Annotated in this window: 20 protein-coding genes; 14 read left to right on the forward strand and 6 right to left on the reverse strand. The window is 62.5% G+C overall.

Features of this window, described 5'->3' with window-relative positions; all coding sequences use genetic code 11:
- The first annotated feature begins 34 nt into the window (after positions 1 to 34).
- The 9 genes from PspTeo4_RS23585 to trpE all read left to right on the forward strand — a co-directional run bounded on the left by PspTeo4_RS23585 (position 35) and on the right by trpE (position 11,049).
- Positions 35 to 2,422 carry a PAS domain S-box protein gene (locus tag PspTeo4_RS23585; RefSeq protein ID WP_322366208.1) on the forward strand — a complete coding sequence of 796 codons (2,388 nt, stop codon included), beginning with the start codon at positions 35 to 37 and terminating at the stop codon, positions 2,420 to 2,422.
- Positions 2,423 to 2,429: 7 nt separating this feature from the next.
- Positions 2,430 to 3,062, forward strand: a complete 633-nt coding sequence (locus PspTeo4_RS23590) for a response regulator transcription factor (protein ID WP_322366924.1) — start codon at positions 2,430 to 2,432, stop codon at positions 3,060 to 3,062.
- A gap of 290 nt (positions 3,063 to 3,352) precedes the next feature.
- Positions 3,353 to 4,477: an ABC transporter ATP-binding protein gene (locus tag PspTeo4_RS23595; RefSeq protein ID WP_322366209.1), complete on the forward strand. Its 1,125-nt coding sequence runs from the start codon at positions 3,353 to 3,355 to the stop codon at positions 4,475 to 4,477.
- Positions 4,478 to 4,517: 40 nt separating this feature from the next.
- The gene (locus PspTeo4_RS23600; RefSeq protein WP_322366210.1) at positions 4,518 to 5,552 is read left to right on the forward strand and encodes an ABC transporter substrate-binding protein; all 1,035 of its coding nucleotides are present in this window, start codon (positions 4,518 to 4,520) and stop codon (positions 5,550 to 5,552) included.
- Positions 5,553 to 5,713: 161 nt separating this feature from the next.
- Complete coding sequence (locus PspTeo4_RS23605) at positions 5,714 to 6,961, forward strand: ABC transporter permease (protein WP_322366211.1); 1,248 nt, start codon at positions 5,714 to 5,716, stop codon at positions 6,959 to 6,961.
- An 11-nt stretch (positions 6,962 to 6,972) separates the two neighbouring features.
- Positions 6,973 to 7,800, forward strand: a complete 828-nt coding sequence (locus PspTeo4_RS23610; RefSeq protein WP_322366212.1) for an ABC transporter permease — start codon at positions 6,973 to 6,975, stop codon at positions 7,798 to 7,800.
- Between the two features lie 210 nt (positions 7,801 to 8,010).
- Entirely contained in the window at positions 8,011 to 8,685 is a 675-nt protein-coding gene (gene rpe / locus PspTeo4_RS23615; protein ID WP_322366213.1) for a ribulose-phosphate 3-epimerase, read from the forward strand.
- Positions 8,682 to 9,500 carry a phosphoglycolate phosphatase gene (locus tag PspTeo4_RS23620; RefSeq protein WP_322366214.1) on the forward strand — a complete coding sequence of 273 codons (819 nt, stop codon included), beginning with the start codon at positions 8,682 to 8,684 and terminating at the stop codon, positions 9,498 to 9,500. The genes rpe and PspTeo4_RS23620 overlap by 4 nt, the downstream gene beginning before the upstream one ends.
- 70 nt (positions 9,501 to 9,570) lie before the next feature.
- Entirely contained in the window at positions 9,571 to 11,049 is a 1,479-nt protein-coding gene (trpE, locus tag PspTeo4_RS23625; protein WP_322366215.1) for an anthranilate synthase component I, read from the forward strand.
- Positions 11,050 to 11,170: 121 nt separating this feature from the next.
- On the opposite strand, the gene estP is transcribed toward trpE, so the two are convergent.
- Positions 11,171 to 13,060, reverse strand: coding sequence for an esterase EstP (estP, locus tag PspTeo4_RS23630; RefSeq protein WP_322366216.1), 1,890 nt, complete (start codon positions 13,058 to 13,060; stop codon positions 11,171 to 11,173).
- 382 nt (positions 13,061 to 13,442) lie between these two features.
- Here estP and PspTeo4_RS23635 point away from each other — a divergent pair, with 382 nt between their 5' ends.
- The 4 genes from PspTeo4_RS23635 (at position 13,443) to PspTeo4_RS23650 (ending at position 16,797) form a co-directional block, all read left to right on the forward strand.
- Positions 13,443 to 14,036, forward strand: a complete 594-nt coding sequence (locus PspTeo4_RS23635) for an aminodeoxychorismate/anthranilate synthase component II (protein ID WP_322366217.1) — start codon at positions 13,443 to 13,445, stop codon at positions 14,034 to 14,036.
- Between the two features lie 9 nt (positions 14,037 to 14,045).
- Positions 14,046 to 15,095: an anthranilate phosphoribosyltransferase gene (gene trpD, locus PspTeo4_RS23640; RefSeq protein WP_322366218.1), complete on the forward strand. Its 1,050-nt coding sequence runs from the start codon at positions 14,046 to 14,048 to the stop codon at positions 15,093 to 15,095.
- Positions 15,092 to 15,925, forward strand: a complete 834-nt coding sequence (gene trpC / locus PspTeo4_RS23645; RefSeq protein ID WP_322366219.1) for an indole-3-glycerol phosphate synthase TrpC — start codon at positions 15,092 to 15,094, stop codon at positions 15,923 to 15,925. The genes trpD and trpC overlap by 4 nt, the downstream gene beginning before the upstream one ends.
- 167 nt (positions 15,926 to 16,092) lie before the next feature.
- Positions 16,093 to 16,797: a lipoate--protein ligase family protein gene (locus tag PspTeo4_RS23650; protein WP_322366220.1), complete on the forward strand. Its 705-nt coding sequence runs from the start codon at positions 16,093 to 16,095 to the stop codon at positions 16,795 to 16,797.
- Here PspTeo4_RS23650 and crp read toward each other — a convergent pair.
- A complete protein-coding gene (crp, locus tag PspTeo4_RS23655; RefSeq protein WP_322366221.1) occupies positions 16,794 to 17,438 on the reverse strand; it encodes a cAMP-activated global transcriptional regulator CRP in 645 nt (214 codons plus the stop codon). The two genes, PspTeo4_RS23650 and crp, sit on opposite strands and share 4 nt — an antisense overlap.
- 190 nt (positions 17,439 to 17,628) lie before the next feature.
- On the opposite strand from crp, the gene PspTeo4_RS23660 reads away from it, so the two are divergent.
- Positions 17,629 to 18,051 (forward strand): OsmC family protein, encoded by a 423-nt coding sequence (locus tag PspTeo4_RS23660; RefSeq protein ID WP_023532673.1) that lies wholly within the window; start codon positions 17,629 to 17,631, stop codon positions 18,049 to 18,051.
- Between the two features lie 38 nt (positions 18,052 to 18,089).
- Here the strand turns inward: PspTeo4_RS23660 and PspTeo4_RS23665 are convergent, their stop codons facing one another.
- From PspTeo4_RS23665 to PspTeo4_RS23680, 4 genes are all read right to left on the reverse strand, one after another.
- The gene (locus PspTeo4_RS23665) at positions 18,090 to 19,130 is read right to left on the reverse strand and encodes a DUF2157 domain-containing protein (protein WP_322366222.1); all 1,041 of its coding nucleotides are present in this window, start codon (positions 19,128 to 19,130) and stop codon (positions 18,090 to 18,092) included.
- Positions 19,131 to 19,140: 10 nt separating this feature from the next.
- Positions 19,141 to 19,788 (reverse strand): 2-polyprenyl-3-methyl-6-methoxy-1,4-benzoquinone monooxygenase, encoded by a 648-nt coding sequence (gene coq7 / locus PspTeo4_RS23670; RefSeq protein WP_322366223.1) that lies wholly within the window; start codon positions 19,786 to 19,788, stop codon positions 19,141 to 19,143.
- 65 nt (positions 19,789 to 19,853) lie between these two features.
- On the reverse strand, positions 19,854 to 20,192 hold the full coding sequence (locus PspTeo4_RS23675; RefSeq protein WP_027594412.1) for a histidine triad nucleotide-binding protein: 339 nt from the start codon (positions 20,190 to 20,192) through the stop codon (positions 19,854 to 19,856).
- Between the two features lie 64 nt (positions 20,193 to 20,256).
- Positions 20,257 to 21,039: an SDR family oxidoreductase gene (locus PspTeo4_RS23680; RefSeq protein ID WP_322366224.1), complete on the reverse strand. Its 783-nt coding sequence runs from the start codon at positions 21,037 to 21,039 to the stop codon at positions 20,257 to 20,259.
- Positions 21,040 to 21,083: the final 44 nt, after the last annotated feature.

Consider the following 21,083-nt stretch of genomic DNA (forward strand, 5'->3'; position numbering starts at 1 on the left):
CTGCATGGCCGCCCTTGCCAAGACGAGCGTGTAGATGAAGCGAGTGCGTCGCCTGTTGGTTATCGGCTGCTTATGGCTGCCCTTGATTGCCTTGGCCAGGCCGGAAACACCCGCGCTGGTGGCGCTGGAGCCTGTGCAGCAACAGTGGCTCGAGGCCCATCGCAGCCTGCGGGTCGGCATTGTGCTGCAGGCGCCCTACGCCCAGTTCGACCGGCGCTTGCAGCAACTGTATGGGGCCAATGTCGAACTGGTGAACTGGCTGGCGCAAGCGCTGCACCTGGACCTTACCTGGCGCAATTTCCCCGACCAGGCCAGCCTTGAGCATGCCCTGCAGGCCGGTGAGGTTGACTTCGCTCCGGGCCTGACCCAGACGCCCGCCAGCCTGCGCCTGTGGTTGTTCAGCGACCCCTACATGCGCGTGCCGCAACTGGTGGTGGGGCCACGCACCGGTGCGGTGGCCGTGGAGCTGGAAAAACTCGGGGTCGAAGAGCGCATGGCGGTGCGCATGCCAAGCACCCTGGCTGACTACCTGCGGAGCAACTACGCCAACCTCAACCTGCAAGGTGTGCCGAACGAACGCCAGGCACTGCAATTGGTTGTCGGTGGCCAGGCCAGCTATGCGGTGCTGGATGAAGCCCAGCTCAGTCGACTGTCCCGCGAAAGTGAGTTCGGTGAGCTGGCGGTGGTCGGTGATATCGGCCTGCCACAGTTGTTGCGGGTTGGTTCGCGCCGTGACTGGCCGCTGCTGGCTGATGTGCTCGAGCGCGGCCTGCAGGCCATGCCGGCCAAGGAGCTGGAGCAACTGCACCAACGCTGGCTACAACCGAAATACCCCCGCTTCAGTGAGTCGGCCGGCTTCTGGCAAAACCTGGCATTGCTGCTGGGCTTGCTGCTGTTGTGTGCCCTGGCCACCTTGGCCTGGCAGCGCCGGCAGCAACGCCAGGTCGAACGCAGCCTGCTGGCGACCCGTGAAACCCTGGCGCAGCGCCAGACCCGCGAAGAAGCCCTGCGCCTGAGCCAGTTCGCCATCGACCAGAGCACGGTCGGCATTCTCTGGGTCAATTGGGACAGCCACATCCGCTACGCCAACCATGCTGCCGAACGCATGCTTGGTTACGGCGAAGCCCAGTTGCTGGAGCGCCCGCTGATCGATTTCGAACCGAGCCTGAATATGGACCGCTGGCTGGAACTGTGGAAGGCGGCGCGAGCCGGAGACGGTGGCGCCCGGCAGTTCGAAACACAGTGCCAGCGCGCCGACGGCAGCCGTTTGCCGGTGGAGTTGTCGCTGAGCTTCCTGCGCTTTCGCGATGCCGAGTACCTGGTGGTGTACATTGCCGACGTCACCGAGCGCCACCGCGCCCTCGCCGCATTGCGCGAGAGCGATGCGCGGCTCAAAGGGATCGCTGGCAACGTGCCTGGGTTGGTGTTCCGCCTGGAACCAGACCCCGCCGAAGGGGATCTGGAGTTTCCCTACATCAGCGAAGGCAGCGAGGCGCTGGTCGGCTACACGCCAGTACAAATCCAGCACCCAGACATGGGCCTGCGCAACCTGGTCCATCCGCAGGACCGAGCGGATTATCACCAGGTCCAGGACCTGGCCATCGCTACTGGCCAGGACTGGTCCTGGCAAGGGCGCATCCTGACCCGGGAAGGGGAGCAACGCTGGGCCGACATCAAAGCCAGTGCTCGGCGCCTTGCCAGTGGGCGGGTGGTTTGGGATGGCATCGTCTGGGACATTTCCCAGAGTAAACAGGCGCAGCTGGCGCTGGCCCGGTCTCAGGAGCAGCTACGTGAGCTGTCAGCGCACCTCGAGAGCGTGCGCGAGGAAGAAAAGGCGCGCATCGCCCGAGAAGTGCACGACGAACTGGGGCAGATGCTCACCGTGCTCAAGCTGGAGCTGTCGATGTGCGAACTGGCCTACGCCGAGCTCGACCCCGGCTTGAACGAGCGCCTTGCCAGCATGAAGCGCCTGATTGCCCAACTGTTCCAATTGGTGCGCGATGTCGCCACCGCCTTGCGGCCGCCCATTCTCGATGCGGGTATCGCCTCGGCCATCGAGTGGCAAGCCCGTCGCTTCGAAGCGCGCACGCAGATACCTTGCCTGGTGCAAGTGCCGGATAATCTGCCAGCATTGAGTGATGCCAAGGCCACCGGGCTGTTCCGCATCCTGCAGGAGGCCCTGACCAACGTCATGCGCCATGCCCAGGCCCACAGCGTGGAGATCGAACTGGTGCGCGAGGCAGAACAGTTGCGCATGACGGTCAGCGACGATGGCGTGGGCTTTTGCCGCGACCAGGCCCGGCCGACCTCGTTCGGCTTGGTTGGGGTGCGTGAGCGGGTGCTGATGCTCGGTGGCAGCATGGCGCTGGACAGTGAGCCGGGCGAGGGCACCAGCCTGAGCGTGGCTATTCCGTTGGAGTAGGAGAACGATCGTGATTCGAGTGCTGGTGGCCGAAGACCACACCATTGTCCGCGAAGGCATCAAGCAACTGATTGGCCTGGCCAAGGACATGCAAGTGGCGGGTGAAGCCTGCAACGGCGAGCAACTGTTGGAAACCTTGCGCCATACCCCGTGCGAGGTGGTTTTGCTGGATATTTCCATGCCCGGTGTGAACGGCCTCGAAGCCATTCCGCGAATTCGCGCACTCAGCGACGCCCCGGCGATTCTGATGCTGTCGATGCACGACGAAGCCCAGATGGCGGCGCGTGCGCTCAAGGCCGGTGCGGCTGGCTATGCCACCAAGGACAGTGACCCGGCCTTGCTGCTCACCGCCATTCGCCGGGTGGCCGGGGGCGGTCGCTACATCGACCCGGCCCTGGCCGACCGTATGGTGTTCGAGGTCGGCCTGACCGAGACGCGGCCGCTGCACACGTTGCTTTCCGAGCGGGAGTTTTCAGTGTTCGAGCGCCTGGCTCAGGGCGCCAACGTCAATGACATCGCCCAGCAGTTGGCGCTCTCCAGCAAGACCATCAGCACCCATAAAGCGCGACTGATGCAGAAGCTGAAGGTCAACTCGTTGGCGGAGCTGGTGAAGTACGCCATGGAGCACAAGCTGGTGTGACTGTTCTGGTTGCGACAACAACCCTCTGAGCCCTGTGGGAGCGGGTTTACCCGCGAAAGGGCCTGGCCTGCCATTTGCGGCGCCTGTGCTGGCCTATTCGCGGGTAAACCCGCTCCCACAGAGTATGGCGCAAGGCCTGTGGTCTATTCCAATTCCGCCATCCTTGTAGGGCAATCCCTACAAGAAGTCTTCCATCCGGATGATGGCATTCTCTCAGAACCCCCGATTTCCGGGGGCTTGCACCTTGTCTAGTCTGTGTCTACGCAGTCATCCAACAAGAAGGTGCAGGCATGAGCGAGGCGAATTCAAAAGCGGCCACCAGCGAGACGCTGGTCAGCTTCCGTGGTGTGCAAAAGAGCTACGACGGCGAGTCGCTGATCGTCAAAGACCTCAACCTGGACATTCGCAAGGGTGAGTTCCTGACCCTGCTGGGCCCCTCCGGCTCGGGCAAGACCACCAGCCTGATGATGCTGGCTGGTTTTGAAACCCCCACCGCCGGTGAAATCCAGCTGGCCGGGCGCTCGATCAACAACGTGCCGCCGCACAAGCGTGATATCGGCATGGTGTTCCAGAACTACGCACTGTTCCCGCACATGACCGTGGCCGAGAACCTGGCCTTCCCGCTGAGCGTGCGCAACCTGAGCAAGACCGACATCAGCGAGCGGGTAAAGCGCGTGCTGAACATGGTCCAGCTGGACGCCTTCGCCAAGCGCTACCCGGGGCAGCTGTCCGGTGGCCAGCAACAGCGTGTGGCGCTGGCGCGGGCGCTGGTGTTCGAACCGCAACTGGTGCTGATGGACGAACCGCTCGGTGCGCTGGACAAACAGCTGCGCGAACACATGCAGATGGAGATCAAGCATATCCACCAGCGCCTGGGCGTAACCGTGGTCTACGTGACCCACGACCAGGGTGAAGCGCTGACCATGTCCGACCGGGTAGCCGTGTTCCATCAGGGTGAGATCCAGCAGATCGCCGACCCGCGCACCTTGTATGAAGAACCCTGCAATACCTTCGTCGCCAACTTCATCGGTGAAAACAACCGCATCAACGGCACCCTGCTGGCCAGTGATGGCAAGCGTTGCCAGGTGCAATTGGGGCGTGGCGAGCGGGTCGAGGCACTGGCGGTTAACGTCGGTCAGGCTGGCGAGCCCGTCACCCTGTCGATCCGTCCCGAGCGCGTGCGCCTCAACGGCCACAGCGAAAGCTGCGTCAACCGCTTCTCCGGCCGGGTGGCCGAATTCATCTATCTGGGCGACCACGTGCGGGTGCGCCTGGAGGTTTGCGGCAAGGCTGACTTCTTTGTCAAACAGCCGATTGCCGAGCTCGACCCGGCGCTGGCCGTGGGCGATGTGGTACCGCTGGGCTGGGAGGTGGAGCACGCGCGCGCGCTCGATCCGATTGCCGAAGCCCATTGATGGATTGTTTCACCAACCCTGTACTGTGGAGAGAATAAGAATGCGCAAGCAGTTGAAACTGACCGCCCTGGCCCTGGGCCTGTTCGCCGCCGGCCAGGCCATGGCGGCGGACCTGACCGTGGTGTCCTTCGGCGGTGCCAACAAGGCGGCCCAGGTCAAAGCGTTCTACGAGCCGTGGGAAAAGGCTGGCAACGGCAAGATCGTTGCGGGTGAGTACAACGGTGAAATGGCCAAGGTCAAAGCCATGGTCGACACCAACAGCGTGTCCTGGAACCTGGTGGAGGTGGAGTCGCCAGAGCTGGCCCGTGGTTGTGACGAGGGCATGTTCGAGGAACTCGACCCAGCCCTGTTCGGCAACGAAAGCGACTATGTCAAAGGCGCTATCCAGCCTTGCGGCGTAGGCTTCTTCGTGTGGTCCACGGTACTGGCCTACAACGCCGACAAACTCAAAAGCGCGCCTACCAGCTGGGCCGATTTCTGGGACACCAAGAAATTCCCGGGCAAGCGCGGCCTGCGCAAGGGCGCCAAGTACACCCTGGAATTCGCGCTGATGGCCGACGGTGTGGCGCCCAAGGACGTCTACCAGGTGCTGGGCACCAAGGAAGGCGTGGACCGCGCCTTCAAGAAACTCGACGAGCTCAAGCCCAGCATCCAGTGGTGGGAAGCTGGCGCCCAGCCGCCGCAGTACCTGGCCTCGGGTGACGTGGTCATGAGTTCGGCCTACAACGGCCGTATCGCTGCGGTGCAGAAAGAAAGCAACCTGAAGGTGGTGTGGAACGGCGGTATCTACGACTTCGACGCCTGGGCCATTCCGAAGGGTGCCAAGAACGCCGACGAGGCGAAGAAGTTCATCGCCTACTCCGTGCAGCCTGAGCAGCAGAAGACTTACTCCGAGAACATCGCCTACGGCCCGGCCAACTCCAAGGCTGTGCCACTGCTGGCCGATGCGGTGAAGAAAGACATGCCGACCACGCCTGAAAACATCGCCAACCAGGTGCAGATCGACGTGGCCTTCTGGGCCGACAACAGCGAGCAGCTGGAGCAACGCTTCAACGCCTGGGCGGCGAAGAAGTAACAACCCGGGAAGCGGGGCCGCTGTGCGGCCCTATCGCTGGCAAGCCAGCTCCCACAGGGATCGCACATTCCCTGAAATCAGTGCAGCACCTGTGGGAGCCGGCTTGCCGGCGATAGGGCTGCGCAGCAGCCCCAATTTCAGCCTGTTTCACGGAGTTCGCCATGGCCATTGCAGTGCCCCTAAACGAAGGCGCAGGTCCAAGTCTCAAACAGCGCCTCAAGCACGCCGAGCGGGTCAACCGCTGGAAGGCGCAGGCATTGATCGCGCCGCTGGCGCTGTTTCTCCTGCTGGTGTTCCTGGTGCCGATCGCGGCGCTGCTGTACAAGAGCGTCGGTAACCCGGAAGTGGTTGGCGGCCTGCCGCGTACGGTCGAGGTGATCGGCCAGTGGGATGGCAAAAGCCTGCCCGGCGAAGATGTTTACAAGGCGCTGAGCCAGGACCTGGCCGAGTCGCGCAAGAACCAGACCTTGGGCGACCTCTCCAAGCGCCTGAACATGGAGCTGGCCGGCTACCGCAGCCTGCTGGCCAAGACTGCACGGGCGCTGCCGTTCAAGGCCGAGCCTGCTTCTTATAAGGATGCCTTGCAGGCGCTCGACGAGCGTTGGGGCGATCCTGCCTACTGGCAGGCGATCCGCCGCAACACCAGTTCGGTGACGTCGTTCTACCTGCTGGCTTCGCTCGATCACCGTATCGATGACCTCGGCGAGCTGGCCAAGGCCACCCCGGACCAGGCCATCTACCTGGATATCTTTGCCCGCACCCTGTGGATGGGTGTGGTGATCACCGCCATCTGCCTGGTACTGGCCTACCCACTGGCCTACCTGCTGGCCAACCTGCCGACCCGGCAGAGCAACCTGCTGATGATTCTGGTACTGCTGCCGTTCTGGACCTCGATCCTGGTGCGGGTGGCGGCGTGGATCGTGCTGCTGCAGTCGGGTGGCCTGATCAACAGCGCGCTGATGGCAATGGGCATCATCGACCAGCCGCTGGAGTTGGTGTTCAACCGCACTGGCGTGTACATCTCGATGGTCCACATCCTGCTGCCGTTCATGATTCTGCCGCTGTACAGCGTGATGAAGGGCATTTCGCCGAGCTACATGCGTGCGGCGATCTCGCTGGGCTGCCACCCGTTCGCCAGCTTCTGGCGGGTGTACTTCCCGCAGACCTACGCAGGTGTGGGTGCCGGCTGCCTGCTGGTGTTCATCCTGGCGATCGGCTACTACATCACCCCGGCGCTGCTGGGCAGCCCGAACGACCAGATGGTCAGCTACTTCGTGGCCTTCTACACCAACACCAGCATCAACTGGGGCATGGCCACCGCACTGGGCGGGCTGTTGCTGCTGGCAACCGTGCTGTTGTACCTGATCTATAGCTGGCTGGTCGGCGCCAGCCGTCTGCGCCTGAGCTGAGGAGCCTTGTCATGCTGAGCCCATACATGTCGCCCGTGGAGCGGGTCTGGTTCTACAGCCTGCGCATTCTTTGTGGCTTGATCCTGCTGTTCCTGGTCTTGCCGGTGCTGGTGATCGTACCGTTGTCGTTCAACAGCGGCAGTTTCCTGGTCTACCCACTGCAGGGCTTTTCGCTGCAGTGGTATCACGACTTCTTCGCCTCGGCCGAGTGGATGCGGGCGCTGAAGAACAGCATCATCGTCGCCCCCGCAGCCACCGTGCTGGCCATGGTGTTCGGCACCCTGGCATCTATTGGTCTGACCCGCGGCGACTTCCCAGGCAAGTCGCTGGTGATGGCGCTGGTGATTTCGCCGATGGTGGTGCCGGTGGTGATCATCGGGGTGGCCAGTTACCTGTTCTTCGCGCCATTGGGGATGGGTAACAGCTTCGCTTCGTTGATCCTGGTGCATGCTGTGCTGGGTGTGCCGTTCGTCATCATCACGGTGTCGGCGACTTTGCAGGGCTTCAATTACAACCTGGTGCGGGCTGCAGCCAGCCTGGGCGCCTCGCCACTGCTGACCTTCCGTCGGGTGACCCTGCCGCTGATTGCGCCGGGTGTGATTTCCGGTGCGCTGTTCGCCTTTGCCACCTCGTTCGATGAAGTGGTGGTGACACTGTTCCTCGCCGGCCCCGAGCAGGCGACCCTGCCGCGGCAGATGTTCAGCGGGATTCGCGAGAACCTGAGCCCGACCATCGCGGCGGCGGCTACCCTGTTGATCGCGTTCTCGGTGATCCTGCTGCTGACCCTGGAGTGGTTGCGTGGGCGCAGCGAGAAGTTGAGGACCCAGCAGCCGGGCTGATCAGTACCGGCCTCATCGCCGGCAAGCCGGCTCCCACAGAGTCTGCGTAGTTCTTGAGAACTGTGCTCTACCTGTGGGAGCGGGTTTACCCGCGAAGGGGCCGGCACAGGCAAAACCAAGCACCGGTCGTCACCGCGTGATACCAATCAGCCCCTATCCGCTTCCCTGAGTTACAATGCGCGCCACCGTGATTCTGCCAACAGGTGCGCCATGCAGCCCTACGCTATTGCCCCCTCCATTCTCTCCGCCGATTTCGCCCGTCTGGGCGAGGACGTCGACAAGGTGCTGGCCGCCGGGGCCGACATCGTTCACTTCGATGTCATGGACAACCATTACGTCCCCAACCTGACCATCGGCCCGATGGTATGCACCGCCCTGCGCAAATACGGCGTGACCGCGCCAATCGACGTGCACCTGATGGTCAGCCCGGTCGACCGCATCATCGGCGACTTCATCGAAGCCGGCGCCACTTACATCACCTTCCACCCGGAAGCCAGCCAGCACATCGACCGTTCGCTGCAGCTGATCCGCGACGGCGGTTGCAAAGCCGGCCTGGTGTTCAACCCGGCCACCAGCCTGGATGCGCTGAAGTATGTAATGGACAAAGTCGACATGGTCCTGCTGATGAGCGTGAACCCAGGTTTCGGCGGGCAGAAGTTCATCCCCGGCACCCTCGACAAGCTGCGCGAGGCCCGCGCCCTGATCGATGCCAGTGGTCGTGACATCCGCCTGGAAATCGACGGCGGCGTCAACGTCAACAACATCCGCGAGATCGCCGCCGCGGGTGCCGACACCTTCGTTGCCGGTTCGGCAATTTTCAACGCGCCGGACTATCAGGAAGTCATCGCCAAAATGCGCGCCGAACTGGCCCTGGCCCGCCCATGAGTGGCTTCGAGCAGCTGTTCCCGGGGGCGCTACCCAGGCTGGTGATGTTCGATCTGGACGGTACCCTGATCGACTCCGTCCCCGACCTGGCCGCTGCTGTGGATCGCATGCTGCTCGAACTCGGGCGCCAGCCCGCTGGCCTCGACGCGGTGCGCCAGTGGGTGGGCAACGGCGCCCAGATACTGGTACGCCGTGCGCTGGCCGGCAGTATCGAGCATGAAGGTGTCGATGACGCACTGGCCGAGCAAGGGCTGGCGCTGTTCATGGAAGCCTATGCCGAAAGCCATGAGCTGACCGAGATCTACCCCGGTGTGAAGGACACCCTGCGCTGGCTGCGCAAGCAGGGCGTTGAGATGGCGTTGATCACCAACAAGCCCGAGCGTTTCGTCGGTCCGCTGCTGGACCAGATGAAGATTGGCCGATATTTCCGCTGGATCATCGGCGGCGACACCTTGCCCCAGAAGAAGCCAGACCCGGCTGCACTGCTGTTCGTCATGAAGATGGCGGGCGTTACCCCTGAGCAGTCACTGTTCGTTGGCGACTCGCGCAGCGATGTGCTGGCGGCCAAGGCGGCAGGGGTGAAATGTGTCGGCCTGACCTATGGCTACAACCATGGCCGACCGATTCATGACGAATCACCCAATCTGGTGGTCGACGACCTGCGCGCCTTGCTGCCTGGTTGCGCAGACCCGGCCACTGGGATAACGTTGGCGGACCTTCAAGCCTCACAAGACAGAGAGTCCACCGTGGCGGTTACTGGCAAATTCTGGATGAAAGTCATCAAGGCCCTGGCCCGTTGGCGCTGGCGCGCCTGACTTCTGCCCGCCGGCGCCTGCCGGCCCGTCCGCTTGCCCGACCCTATTGCTGCTTGCCACGAGGCTACCCATGACCCGCGAAGAATTCCTGCGCTTGGCCGCTGCCGGCTACAACCGCATTCCCTTGGCCTGTGAAACCCTGGCCGACTTCGACACGCCGCTGTCGATCTACCTGAAACTGGCCGACCAACCCAATTCCTACCTGCTCGAATCGGTGCAGGGCGGCGAAAAGTGGGGCCGTTACTCGATGATCGGCCTGCCATCGCGCACCGTCATGCGAGTGCACGGCTACCACGTCAGCATCCTGCAGGATGGCGTCGAGGTGGAAAGCCACGATGTCGAAGACCCACTGGCGTTCGTCGAAACCTTCAAGGACCGCTACAAGGTTGCCGACATTCCTGGCCTGCCACGCTTCAACGGCGGCCTGGTCGGCTACTTCGGCTATGACTGTGTGCGCTATGTGGAGAAGCGTCTGGGCGCTTGCCCGAACCCGGACCCGCTGGGCGTACCGGACATTCTGCTGATGGTGTCCGACGCAGTGGTGGTGTTCGACAACCTGGCGGGCAAGATGCATGCGATCGTGCTGGTAGACCCGGCTGAAGAGCAAGCATTCGAGCAGGGCCAGGCGCGCCTGCAAGGCTTGCTGGAAACCCTGCGCCAGCCGATCACGCCACGGCGTGGCCTGGACTTGAGCGGCCCTATGGCTGCAGAGCCGGAGTTCCGCTCCAGCTATACCCGTGACGACTATGAGAACGCGGTGGGGCGTATCAAGGAATACATCCTGGCGGGCGACTGCATGCAGGTGGTGCCGTCGCAGCGGATGTCCATCGACTTCAAGGCCGCACCCATCGACCTGTATCGTGCGCTGCGTTGCTTCAACCCGACGCCGTACATGTACTTCTTCAACTTTGGCGACTTCCATGTGGTCGGCAGCTCGCCAGAAGTGCTGGTGCGAGTCGAAGACAACCTGGTCACCGTGCGCCCGATTGCCGGTACCCGCCCGCGTGGTGCCACAGAGGAAGCCGATCGTGCGCTGGAAGACGACCTGCTGTCGGATGAGAAAGAGATCGCCGAGCACCTGATGCTCATCGACCTGGGCCGCAACGATGTGGGCCGCGTGTCCTCGACCGGTAGCGTGCGCCTGACCGAGAAGATGGTGATCGAGCGTTATTCCAACGTCATGCACATCGTGTCCAACGTCACCGGCCAGTTGCGCCAGGGCCTGACCGCCATGGATGCGTTGCGGGCGATCCTGCCGGCCGGCACCTTGTCTGGCGCGCCGAAAATTCGTGCGATGGAGATCATCGACGAACTGGAGCCGGTCAAGCGTGGCGTTTACGGTGGTGCGGTGGGTTACTTTGCCTGGAACGGCAACATGGACACCGCCATCGCCATTCGTACCGCGGTGATCAAGGACGGCGAACTGCATGTGCAGGCCGGTGGTGGCATTGTTGCCGACTCGGTGCCGGCGCTTGAGTGGGAAGAGACCATCAACAAGCGCCGGGCGATGTTCCGGGCTGTGGCGTTGGCTGAGCAAACGTCCAAATAAATTGTTGGGCGGGGGCTGCTTGGCAGCCCATCGCCGGCAAGCCGGCTCCCACAGGTAGCGCGATGCCCCCGAGGTACTAGTGGGAGCCGGCTTGCCGGCGATAGGGCCGGTGCAGGTCAGCTCAAAAATCGACGCTCACCCCCACGCTCACCCCCTGCTGCGTCAACTCATCGCTCTTGCGCCAGTTGTAATTCCCTCGCAGGTGTACCCCCGCTACCAGCTCATGGCTCACTCCCAGGCTCGCCCGGGTCAGGTCACTGTTCGGCGTATACCCGGTCAGCGTGAAATCATTCGCCGACAAGCTGGTCAGGTGCATCGTCACATCCTGCTGGTCATCCTCGAACTCATGCTCTTGCGCCACCTCGGCGAACAGACGGGTGCTTGGCAAGACCTGCATACTGCCCTGCAATCCCACCCCCAAACGCCTTGATGTGCGCTCTTGGTCATCGAAGCCAAGCGCCGTCGAACGCCCGCTCTTCTCGTCATAGCCATCCACCTTCACCCTCGCATAATCGGCGCTGAGGAATGGCGACAGTTGCCAGTCACTGCTGTCTGCTGCCAGGTTGTAACCAAGCCGCGCGGTAACTGCCCAGGCCTCGCCATCGGTATCGCCTTTCTCGCTACGCTCGGTCACCCCCAGCGCAAAGGTGCGCTTGAGGTCGCGATAGTCCATGTGGCCCACGCTCAAGGCAGTGTCGGCCCACCAGCGCTCCTGCCGATACTGGGCAAAGGCAGTGGCCAGATAGCTATCGAGTTTGTAGTCCGAATTCTGTTCGCCGGCTTCAAGCTTCTGCTGATACACACCGCCAGCCAGCCCCAGGCGCCAGGCGTCGTTCAGCCTGTAGCTGCCGCCCAGTGTCAGGTTGTAGCCATGGCCGTTGCCGCTGGCTGCGCTGCCTTGCTCGTCGAAGTCCAGGTCCTGCGCACCGGTGGCGACAAACGGCTGCCATTGGCCAACCGCTTGCCAGGGCGTTTGCCACTGGTTGCGCAGTTCATCCTGGTGCGCGCGGATGCTGGAATGGGCCATTTCCGGCAGCAAGGTAATCTCCCAGGGGGCGGAGAGGATCGAATAGGCGTAGTCGGCAATCAGTAGTTGGCCAGCGATGGTTGGGTGAACCGAATCGTTGAACAGCAATTTGGTGGGGTCGGGCGATGTGCCGTTTTCACCGTAGATCGGGTTGGCCACACAATTGTTGCCGCTGTAGCAGGTGCTGATCAGGCTCTGCCCGTCAGCCAGGCCAAACGGGGTGGGGTCGGCGACCGCTTCTTGCAGCAGAGCGGGTACGTTCAGCGGGATGATCTCGGCGTCGATCTGCCCAAGCTGGCTGACCAGCGACTGGTTGAACACACTCGACAGTTGCGACAGTGGGCCTTGCAATGGCGTGCCGCTGAAGCCCGGCGTCAGGCCAATGTCGGGCAGTAACCAGACCATGATGTAGCGTGCACCGCCTTGCTGCAGTGCTTTGGCGCTCGCCGCCAGTCGCCCTCCTGCCTCTGCGGCGTCTGCAGGGCTGTTCACCAGGCCTTGGAAGAAGTCGTTGCCGCCGCCGGTCAGGTAGTAGAGGGCGTTGGGGTCGGCGCGTAGGCCATTGGCCAGGTAGCCTGGGCGTTCACGATAAACCGTCCCTTCGTCCGGGTTGCCGGGAGGCACTATCAACTGGGATGTGCCGGTAATCGAGTCGAGGATTTGTTGGGTGGTGTAGCCACCCACTGCCCAGTTGTTGCCGTCCGGGCGGATACCCACCGATGTCGAGGGGTTGAGGTCGTCCGGCGCAATGCCCAGCCGCCCTCCGAGGATCATGGAGGACACCGGGGCGAATGTGCCGTCGGCCTCTCGGTTGGTGTAGCGCAGGCTGTCGGTGCCACCCTCCAGGTCCGGGAACTGGCCCGCGTCGCCGAGGCTATCGCCGAATACGATCAGCGATGAGTAGGGCGAAGGTGCCGCCAAGGCCTGACTGCCGGCCAATGAGAGGGCGCAGAGTGTGAAACGCAGAAAATGCGAACGTTGCATGGGTAGATATCCTTTTCATTGTTTTTATGGGAACAGCCCGATTGACCTTAACAAAGCAAAGGTCTTTGTTCACAAGTCCATTCGTTACCCCGTGTTTACGGGCATATTGCGCCAGGCGCCCCGGTAAGCTACTGTGCCGGGACGTATGAGCGAGACCTATCCTGTGTTGATCGTCAGCAAACTCTTGATGCGCGTAATCAAGGCCCACGCCCGTTGGCGTTGGCGCGCCTGACTTTTTCTCCTGCCGGCAAGTCCGGCCCGCCCCTGTTTGCCTTCCTCTGTGTTTCACCCGCCACCGCACGATGCGGCTAGCATTTGCGTTCGTTTTGGCGTGTAGGAAGGTTCGAATTCAAAAGTCAGTAGATTCAAGAGGTTCATCCCGATGTTACTGATGATCGACAATTACGACTCATTCACTTACAACGTTGTTCAGTACCTTGGCGAGCTGGGTGCCGAGGTCAAGGTCATTCGCAACGACGAATTGACCATCGCCGAGATCGAAGCCCTTAAACCAGAGCGCATCGTCGTGTCTCCCGGCCCATGCACGCCGAGTGAGGCGGGCGTGTCGATCGAGGCCATCCTGCATTTCGCTGGCAAGCTACCAATTCTGGGCGTCTGCCTGGGGCACCAGTCCATCGGCCAGGCATTCGGCGGTGATGTGGTGCGGGCGCGCCAAGTGATGCACGGCAAGACCAGCCCGGTGCGGCACCGCGACCTGGGCGTGTTCGCCGGTCTCAACAACCCGCTCACCGTGACCCGCTACCATTCCTTGGTGGTGATGCGCGAAACCTTGCCCGACTGCCTGGAAGTGACCGCTTGGACCGCCTTCGAGGACGGCTCGGTCGACGAGATCATGGGCGTGCGCCACAAGACGCTTAACATCGAGGGTGTACAGTTCCACCCCGAGTCCATTCTCACCGAGCAGGGCCACGAGCTGTTCGCCAATTTCCTCAAGCAGACCGGCGGCCACCGCTAAGGACCGAACATGGATATCAAGAGCGCGTTGAGCCGTATCGTCGGCCACCTGGACCTCAGCACCGAGGAAATGCGTGATGTCATGCGCCAGATCATGACCGGCCAGTGCAGCGAGGCGCAGATCGGCGCCTTCCTGATGGGCATGCGCATGAAGAGCGAGAGCATCGACGAGATCGTCGGTGCGGTTTCGGTGATGCGTGAACTGGCCGACAAGGTCGAACTGAAAAGCCTCGATGGCGTGGTCGATATCGTCGGTACCGGGGGCGATGGCGCCAACATTTTCAACGTTTCCACCGCATCTTCCTTCGTCCTTGCGGCGGCGGGCTGCCCGGTGGCCAAGCATGGTAACCGGGCCGTCTCCGGCAAGAGCGGCAGCGCCGACCTGCTGGAAGCCGCTGGGGTTTATCTGGACCTGAACCCGACTCAGGTCGCTCGCTGCATCGACAGCCTCGGCATTGGCTTCATGTTCGCCCAAAGCCACCACAAGGCAATGAAATATGCCGCCGGCCCGCGCCGTGACCTGGGTCTGCGTACCCTGTTCAACATGCTCGGCCCGCTTACGAATCCGGCCGGTGTGAAGCACCAGGTGGTCGGCGTGTTCACCCAGGCCTTGTGCCGCCCACTGGCTGAAGTGTTGCAGCGTCTGGGCAGCAAGCATGTGCTGGTGGTGCACTCGAAGGACGGCCTGGACGAGTTCAGCCTGGCCGCGCCGACTTTCGTGGCCGAATTGAAGAATGACCAGATCACCGAGTACTGGATCGAGCCTGAAGACCTCGGCATCAAGAGCCAGAGCCTGCATGGCCTGGCAGTCGAAGGGCCGGAAGCCTCGCTGGCGCTGATTCGCGATGCATTGGGCCGACGCAAGACTGAAAACGGGCAGAAAGCTGCCGAAATGATCGTACTCAATGCGGGCGCGGCACTGTACGCCGCAGACCACGCAATGAGCCTGAAGGCGGGTGTGGAACTGGCCCACGACGTCCTGCACACCGGGCTGGCCTGGGAGAAGCTGCAGGAGCTAGGCGCCTTTACGGCGGTATTCAAGGTGGAGAACGAAGCATGAGTGTGCCGACGGTGCTGGAAAGGATCATCGCCCGCAAATTCCAGGAAGTGGCCGAGCGCAGCGCGCGCGTGAGCCTCGCCGAGCTGGAGCGCCTGGCCAAATCGGCTGATGCGCCGCGAGGCTTCGCCAACGCCCTGATCGAACAGGCAAAGCGCAAACAGCCGGCGGTGATTGCCGAAATCAAGAAAGCTTCACCGAGCAAGGGTGTGATCCGCGAGAACTTCGTGCCGGCAGAGATTGCCGTCAGCTACGAAAAAGGTGGCGCGACCTGCCTGTCGGTGTTGACCGATGTGGACTACTTCCAGGGTGCTGATGAGTATCTGCAGCAGGCGCGTGCCGCTGTTTCGCTGCCAGTGATCCGCAAGGACTTCATGGTCGATCCGTACCAGATCGTCGAGGCCCGTGCCCTGGGTGCCGATTGCGTGCTGCTGATCGTGTCGGCGCTGGATGACGTGAAAATGGCTGAATTGGCCGCCACGGCCAAGGATGTCGGCCTCGACGTCCTGGTCGAAGTGCACGACGGCGATGAGCTGGAACGTGCCTTGAAGACGCTCGATACGCCGCTGGTGGGGGTCAACAATCGTAACCTGCACACCTTCGAGGTGAGCCTTGAGACCACGCTCGACCTGTTGCCGCGTATTCCGCGTGATCGCCTGGCCATTACTGAAAGCGGCATTCTCAACCGTGCCGACGTCGAGCTGATGGAAATCAACGAGGTCTACAGCTTCCTGGTAGGCGAGGCGTTCATGCGCGCCGAGCAGCCTGGGCTTGAACTGCAGCGGTTGTTCTTCCCGGATCAGATCAAGAAGACTGTTCAGCAACTGGACTGATCAAAACGAAGCCGGCCTATTGCCGGCTTTTTTGTAGGCCTGTTCCGGCCCTTTCGCGGGTAAACCCGCTCCCACAGGATTTCTGTTGCTCTCAGGGGCCGTACAGTACCTGTGGGAGCGGGTTTACCCGCGAAGAGGCCTGTGAATCCAACATCATAGGTGGATCAATGACCGATCAACCCCTGGCACTGACCGTCGAACAAGGCCTGCACGCCGAGCAAGAGCTGCTGGCGGCCGTCTGCCGCGGCGAGCGTGACGCCGGTGTGCTGTTCTGGCGCCCAACCGACCATGCCTTGGTCATGCCACGGCGCATGAGCCGGTTGGACAACTTCGAAGCGGCCTGTGCGGAGCTGGCGATTGCCGGTTGGCCGGTGCTGCTGCGTGAAACCGGCGGCGAGCCGGTGCCACAGTCTCACTCGACGGTGAACGTCGCGCTGGTCTACGTCGCGCCGCGCAGCGAAGGCGACCACGGGCGAATCGAGCATGCCTACGAGCGGCTGTGCCTGCCTTTGTGCGATGTGTTGCGCGAGTGGGGGGGCGTGGCTTCGGTGGGCGAAATCGACGGTGCCTTCTGTGACGGCCGTTTCAACGTCAATTTGAACGGCCGAAAACTGGTGGGCACCGCGCAGCGCTGGCGCCAGGGCTTGGGCGGCAAGCGGGCAGTGGTGCTGGTCCATGGCGCCCTGCTGCTGGACAATGAGCGGGAGTCGATGGTGGCGGCCGTCAATCGCTTCAACGAATGCTGCGATCTGGAGCCGCGTTGCCGGGCCGACAGCCATATCGCCCTGCATGAGGTGGTGCCCCAAGCGCCCTGGTTCGAGCGTTTGTCCCAGGCCTATGCCGATGAATTGGCGAAGCTGCCCAAGGACTAACGGGTACCGTAGACCACCATGGTCTTGCCCTTGACCTGTACCAGGCTGCGCTCCTCGAGGTCCTTGAGGACGCGGCCGACCATTTCCCGCGAACACCCGACGATGCGACCGATCTCCTGACGGGTGATCTTGATCTGCATGCCATCCGGGTGGGTCATGGCGTCCGGCTGCTTGCACAAGTCCAACAGGCAGCGGGCAACACGGCCGGTAACGTCGAAAAAGGCCAGATCACCGACCTTGCGCGTGGTATTGCGCAGGCGCTGGGCCATCTGACTGCCCAGGGCGTAGAGGATGTCCGGGTCGTGGCGTGACAGTTCACGGAATTTGTCGTAGCTGATTTCCGCCACCTCGCATTCAGTCTTGGCGCGGACCCACGCGCTGCGCTGGTGATCGCCGCCCACCGGCTCGAACAGGCCCAGTTCGCCGAAGAAGTCGCCGCTGTTGAGGTAGGCGATGATCATCTCGTGACCTTCGTCGTCCTCGATCAGGATGGTGACCGACCCTTTGATGATGAACGAAAGCGTCTCGGCTCGGTCACCGGCGCAAATGATGTTGCTCTTGGCGACATATCGGCGGCGTTGGCAGTGAACCAGCAGTTTGTCGATGTTCTTGATCTTGGCGGGTAGGGCTGAGGCAACCATCACGAAATCCTGTTCGATGTGAGGTGTGAGCTTTGTTCTAAGATGCCTGGCAGTTGACGCCAGTCATTTGGCGCCAGCTTATCAGACACTGTGGGATGTTTCGGCACAATTGCGACTCGTCTTGATCTTTTCCGACAGCCACACAAGGTCTAAGCTGACACCCTTTTCCGATATCTAGGAGTCCGGATAGATGAAGGCACGCATCCAGTGGGCCGGTGAAGCGATGTTCCTCGGCGAGTCCGGGAGCGGCCACGTCGTGGTGATGGACGGCCCTCCCGAGGCGGGTGGGCGCAACCTGGGCGTGCGCCCGATGGAAATGCTCCTGCTTGGCTTGGGTGGCTGCAGCAGCTTTGACGTCGTGAGTATCCTGAAGAAGTCGCGTCAGGCGGTGGAGAGCTGCGAGGCTTTCCTCGAGGCCGAGCGCGCTGGCGAGGATCCGAAAGTCTTCACCAAGATCCACATGAACTTCGTGGTGAAGGGGCGTGGGCTGAAGGAGGCTCAGGTCAAGCGGGCGGTTGAGTTGTCGGCGGAGAAGTACTGCTCGGCGTCGATCATGTTGGAGCGTGCAGGCGTTGAGATCACCCACGGCTACGAGATTGTAGAGCTGGGTTGAGTCTGAGTATTTGGGGCCGCTTTGCGGCCCATCGCTTATCAGTTACGCAGCGCTGGCAGGGCCGCCAGCAACCACTGCGGCAAGCACCCTCTGACAGATTGGCTCAGCTGCTCCCGCCGCTTCTGATACACCAGCCCCAGCCCAATCACCCCCAACCCGATCAAGGTCAGTACCACCGGGAACAACAGGGATTCGGCAAATACGTCGTATGACAGGTACCCCAGGTACGCCGCCACGCCCATTGCCCCGAACACCATGAACACTGGCCGGCGCAGCAACACTGCCATGCCCATCAGTCCAAGGTTGATCAGGCAGTAAATCGCTTTGCCCAGTTCGCTGCCGCTGTCCAGCAGAGTCAGGCCGCCCCAGAACGCTGCCAATCCAGCCAGATAGCCCCAATGGGCATAGTCCTGTCGGGTACGTCCATCCAGAACCAACACCACCAGCAACAGGCCAAGCCCGAACCACAGCGAAACCGTACGGCGTTGCTCCCAACTGAAGGGTGAGCCATACACCCATTCGCTCAGGTCCATCGACATGAACCACAAGGCAACGGCGATCGGCATGACGATGAACGGGTAGGGAACCAGCCGCAGCATCAGCAGGCCGGCCAGCACCGTGGCCGCTTCCATCAGCAGCCAGCCGCCTTGCACGTAGGTGTAGTACTGGTGGTAGTCCGTTTGCGCGTCGTCCATGGGCCACCAGCCAGCCATGCGTTCGAGGGCGAATACGACCAGCGGCACGATGCTGACCGCGACTGCGGCGAGTACCCCGGCGGCGATGGGTTGTCGGCGACGTTGCAGGCTCAGTGCGAACAGTGTCAGCAGCGTGATGTACAGCCCGGCGATGGCCAGCAGTGCCCCGTCACCGGTGCGCATCCAGGCTTCGGTGAGCAACCAGCCCATGGCGCCCATGATCAGCAGAGCGCCGAAATAGAACGCCACGTGTGCCAGTTGCAGGGTGCCGCGAGGGGCCGGATGCTGTTGCAGAAATGCCAGCAGGGCCTGGTCCTGGCCCGGCTGGAGGATGCCGGCTTGCACGGCGCGCGCCAGGTCCTTGGCGTCGATGCGGTCCGTCATGGTCGTGGCCCTAGATGCGGTAGGTGCTCTTGGTCATGACTTTGGCCAACAGGCTCATGCCAAAGCGGACAGGCGCGGGGAAGCGATAGCCGCCTGCCTCGAGGGCCGATTCGGCGTGCTGTTCTTCGTCGACGCGCATCTGTTCGAGGATGGCGCGAGATTTCTCGTCTTCCTCAGGAAGCTGTTCAAGGTGCTCGTCCAGGTGTTTGCACACCTGATGCTCGGTGGCGGCAACGAAGCCCAGGCTGACTTTGTCGCTGACCAGGCCGGCGAGAGCGCCAATGCCAAACGACATGCCATAGAACAATGGGTTGAGCACGCTCGGGTGGCTGCCCAGTTGGCGAATGCGTTGCTCGCACCAGGCCAGGTGATCGACCTCTTCCTCGGCGGCATGTTCCATCGCCTTGCGTACCTGGGGCAGCTTTGCGGTCAGGGCCTGGCCCTGGTACAGCGCCTGGGCGCAGACTTCGCCAGTGTGGTTGATGCGCATGAGCCCGGCGATGTGACGGGTCTGGTTTTCATCCAGCTCGACATCTGGCTGGACGATGGCCGGGGAGGGCCGGGAAGGTTGGCCGCTGAAAGGCAGCAAGGTGCGCATGGCGGTATCGGCCTGCAGCAACAAGCGGTCGAGCGGCGAGTAGTGACGTTCGGTGGCCATCGGGCACCTCCGCTAGAGTGTGCCCGACAGTTTACCGCAATCGGTCCGGGGTCGCTTGCCCTGGATCAGCCCGGCGGCCAGTGCATCTGGCGTTGGCCAAGCACGTGCATATGGATGTGATAGACGGTCTGGCCACCTTGCTCGTTGCAGTTCATGACCACGCGGAAGCCGTCGTCGCAGCCGAGCTCTTTGGCCAGACGCTGGGCGGTGAACAGGATGTGGCCGGCCAGGCCCTTGTCCTCTTCGGTCAGGTCGTTGAGGGTGCGGATGTGTTTTTTCGGGATAACCAGAAAATGCACCGGCGCCTGAGGGGCGATATCGTGGAACGCCAGAACCTGGTCGTCCTCGTAGATGATCTTCGCCGGGATCTCCCGGTTGATGATTCTGGTGAATAAGTCGTCCACAGCACTTGCTCCATGGTGAGGGTCCGGGCCGAGTTTACTCAGCCGGGCGCCGCTCGCCCAGTGGCTATTCCATGCCGATCGGGCAGTAGCGGCGATGCAGTGCCCCAGCGAGCTTACGTACCAGCCAGCGGGGTAGCAGGCGCGGGGCGAAGGCCAGCCAGCGGTTACGCCGGCCAGGCGTGATCAGGGCGCGGTTTTTGTCGAGGGCGCGTACGGTGTAAAGCGCCACTTCCTCGGGGCTCAGGCAGCGGGTGTTGCCTTCGAGCTTGGGAATAGGGCGTCTGGACGAGCGCACCGGGCCGGGGTTGAGTACCGAGACCTTGATACCCGTGCGCTTGAGTTCTTCGCGCAGAGCCTCGGAAAAGTTCAGCACATAAGCCTTGCTGGCCGCATAGGTCGCCATCCAGGGGCCGGGTGCTGCGCTGGCCAGGCCGGCGACATTGAGAATCTGCCCGCCGCCTTGTACCGCCATCAGGTTGCCGATCGCATGGCACAGACGGCTCATGGCGAGGATGTTGACCTCTAGCAGATCCTGCTCATCGGCCCATTCATGGGCGAGGAACGGCCCATAGGTGCGCAGCCCGGCGCAGTTCACCAACAGGTCGATGCGTCGCTCGCCTTCTTCCAGTTCGAGCACGAAGCCCGACAGGCGCAAGGGCTGGCTAAGGTCGCAGGCGCGGAACAGCACCTCGACACCAAAGCGCTGGGTCAGCTCGATGGCGACCGGCTCCAGGGTTTCGCGCTGGCGTGCCACCAGGATCAGATTGCGCCCGCGCCGCGCCAGGGCTTCCGCCAGGGCCAGGCCCAGGCCGCTGGAAGCACCGGTAATCATGGCGTAACGGGTCATGCAAGGCTCCTGGGGGCTGAAGAGGGCGCCTAGTGTACAGCTTG

It is taken from the genome of Pseudomonas sp. Teo4 (assembly GCF_034387475.1).
Taxonomy (GTDB): Bacteria; Pseudomonadota; Gammaproteobacteria; order Pseudomonadales; family Pseudomonadaceae; genus Aquipseudomonas.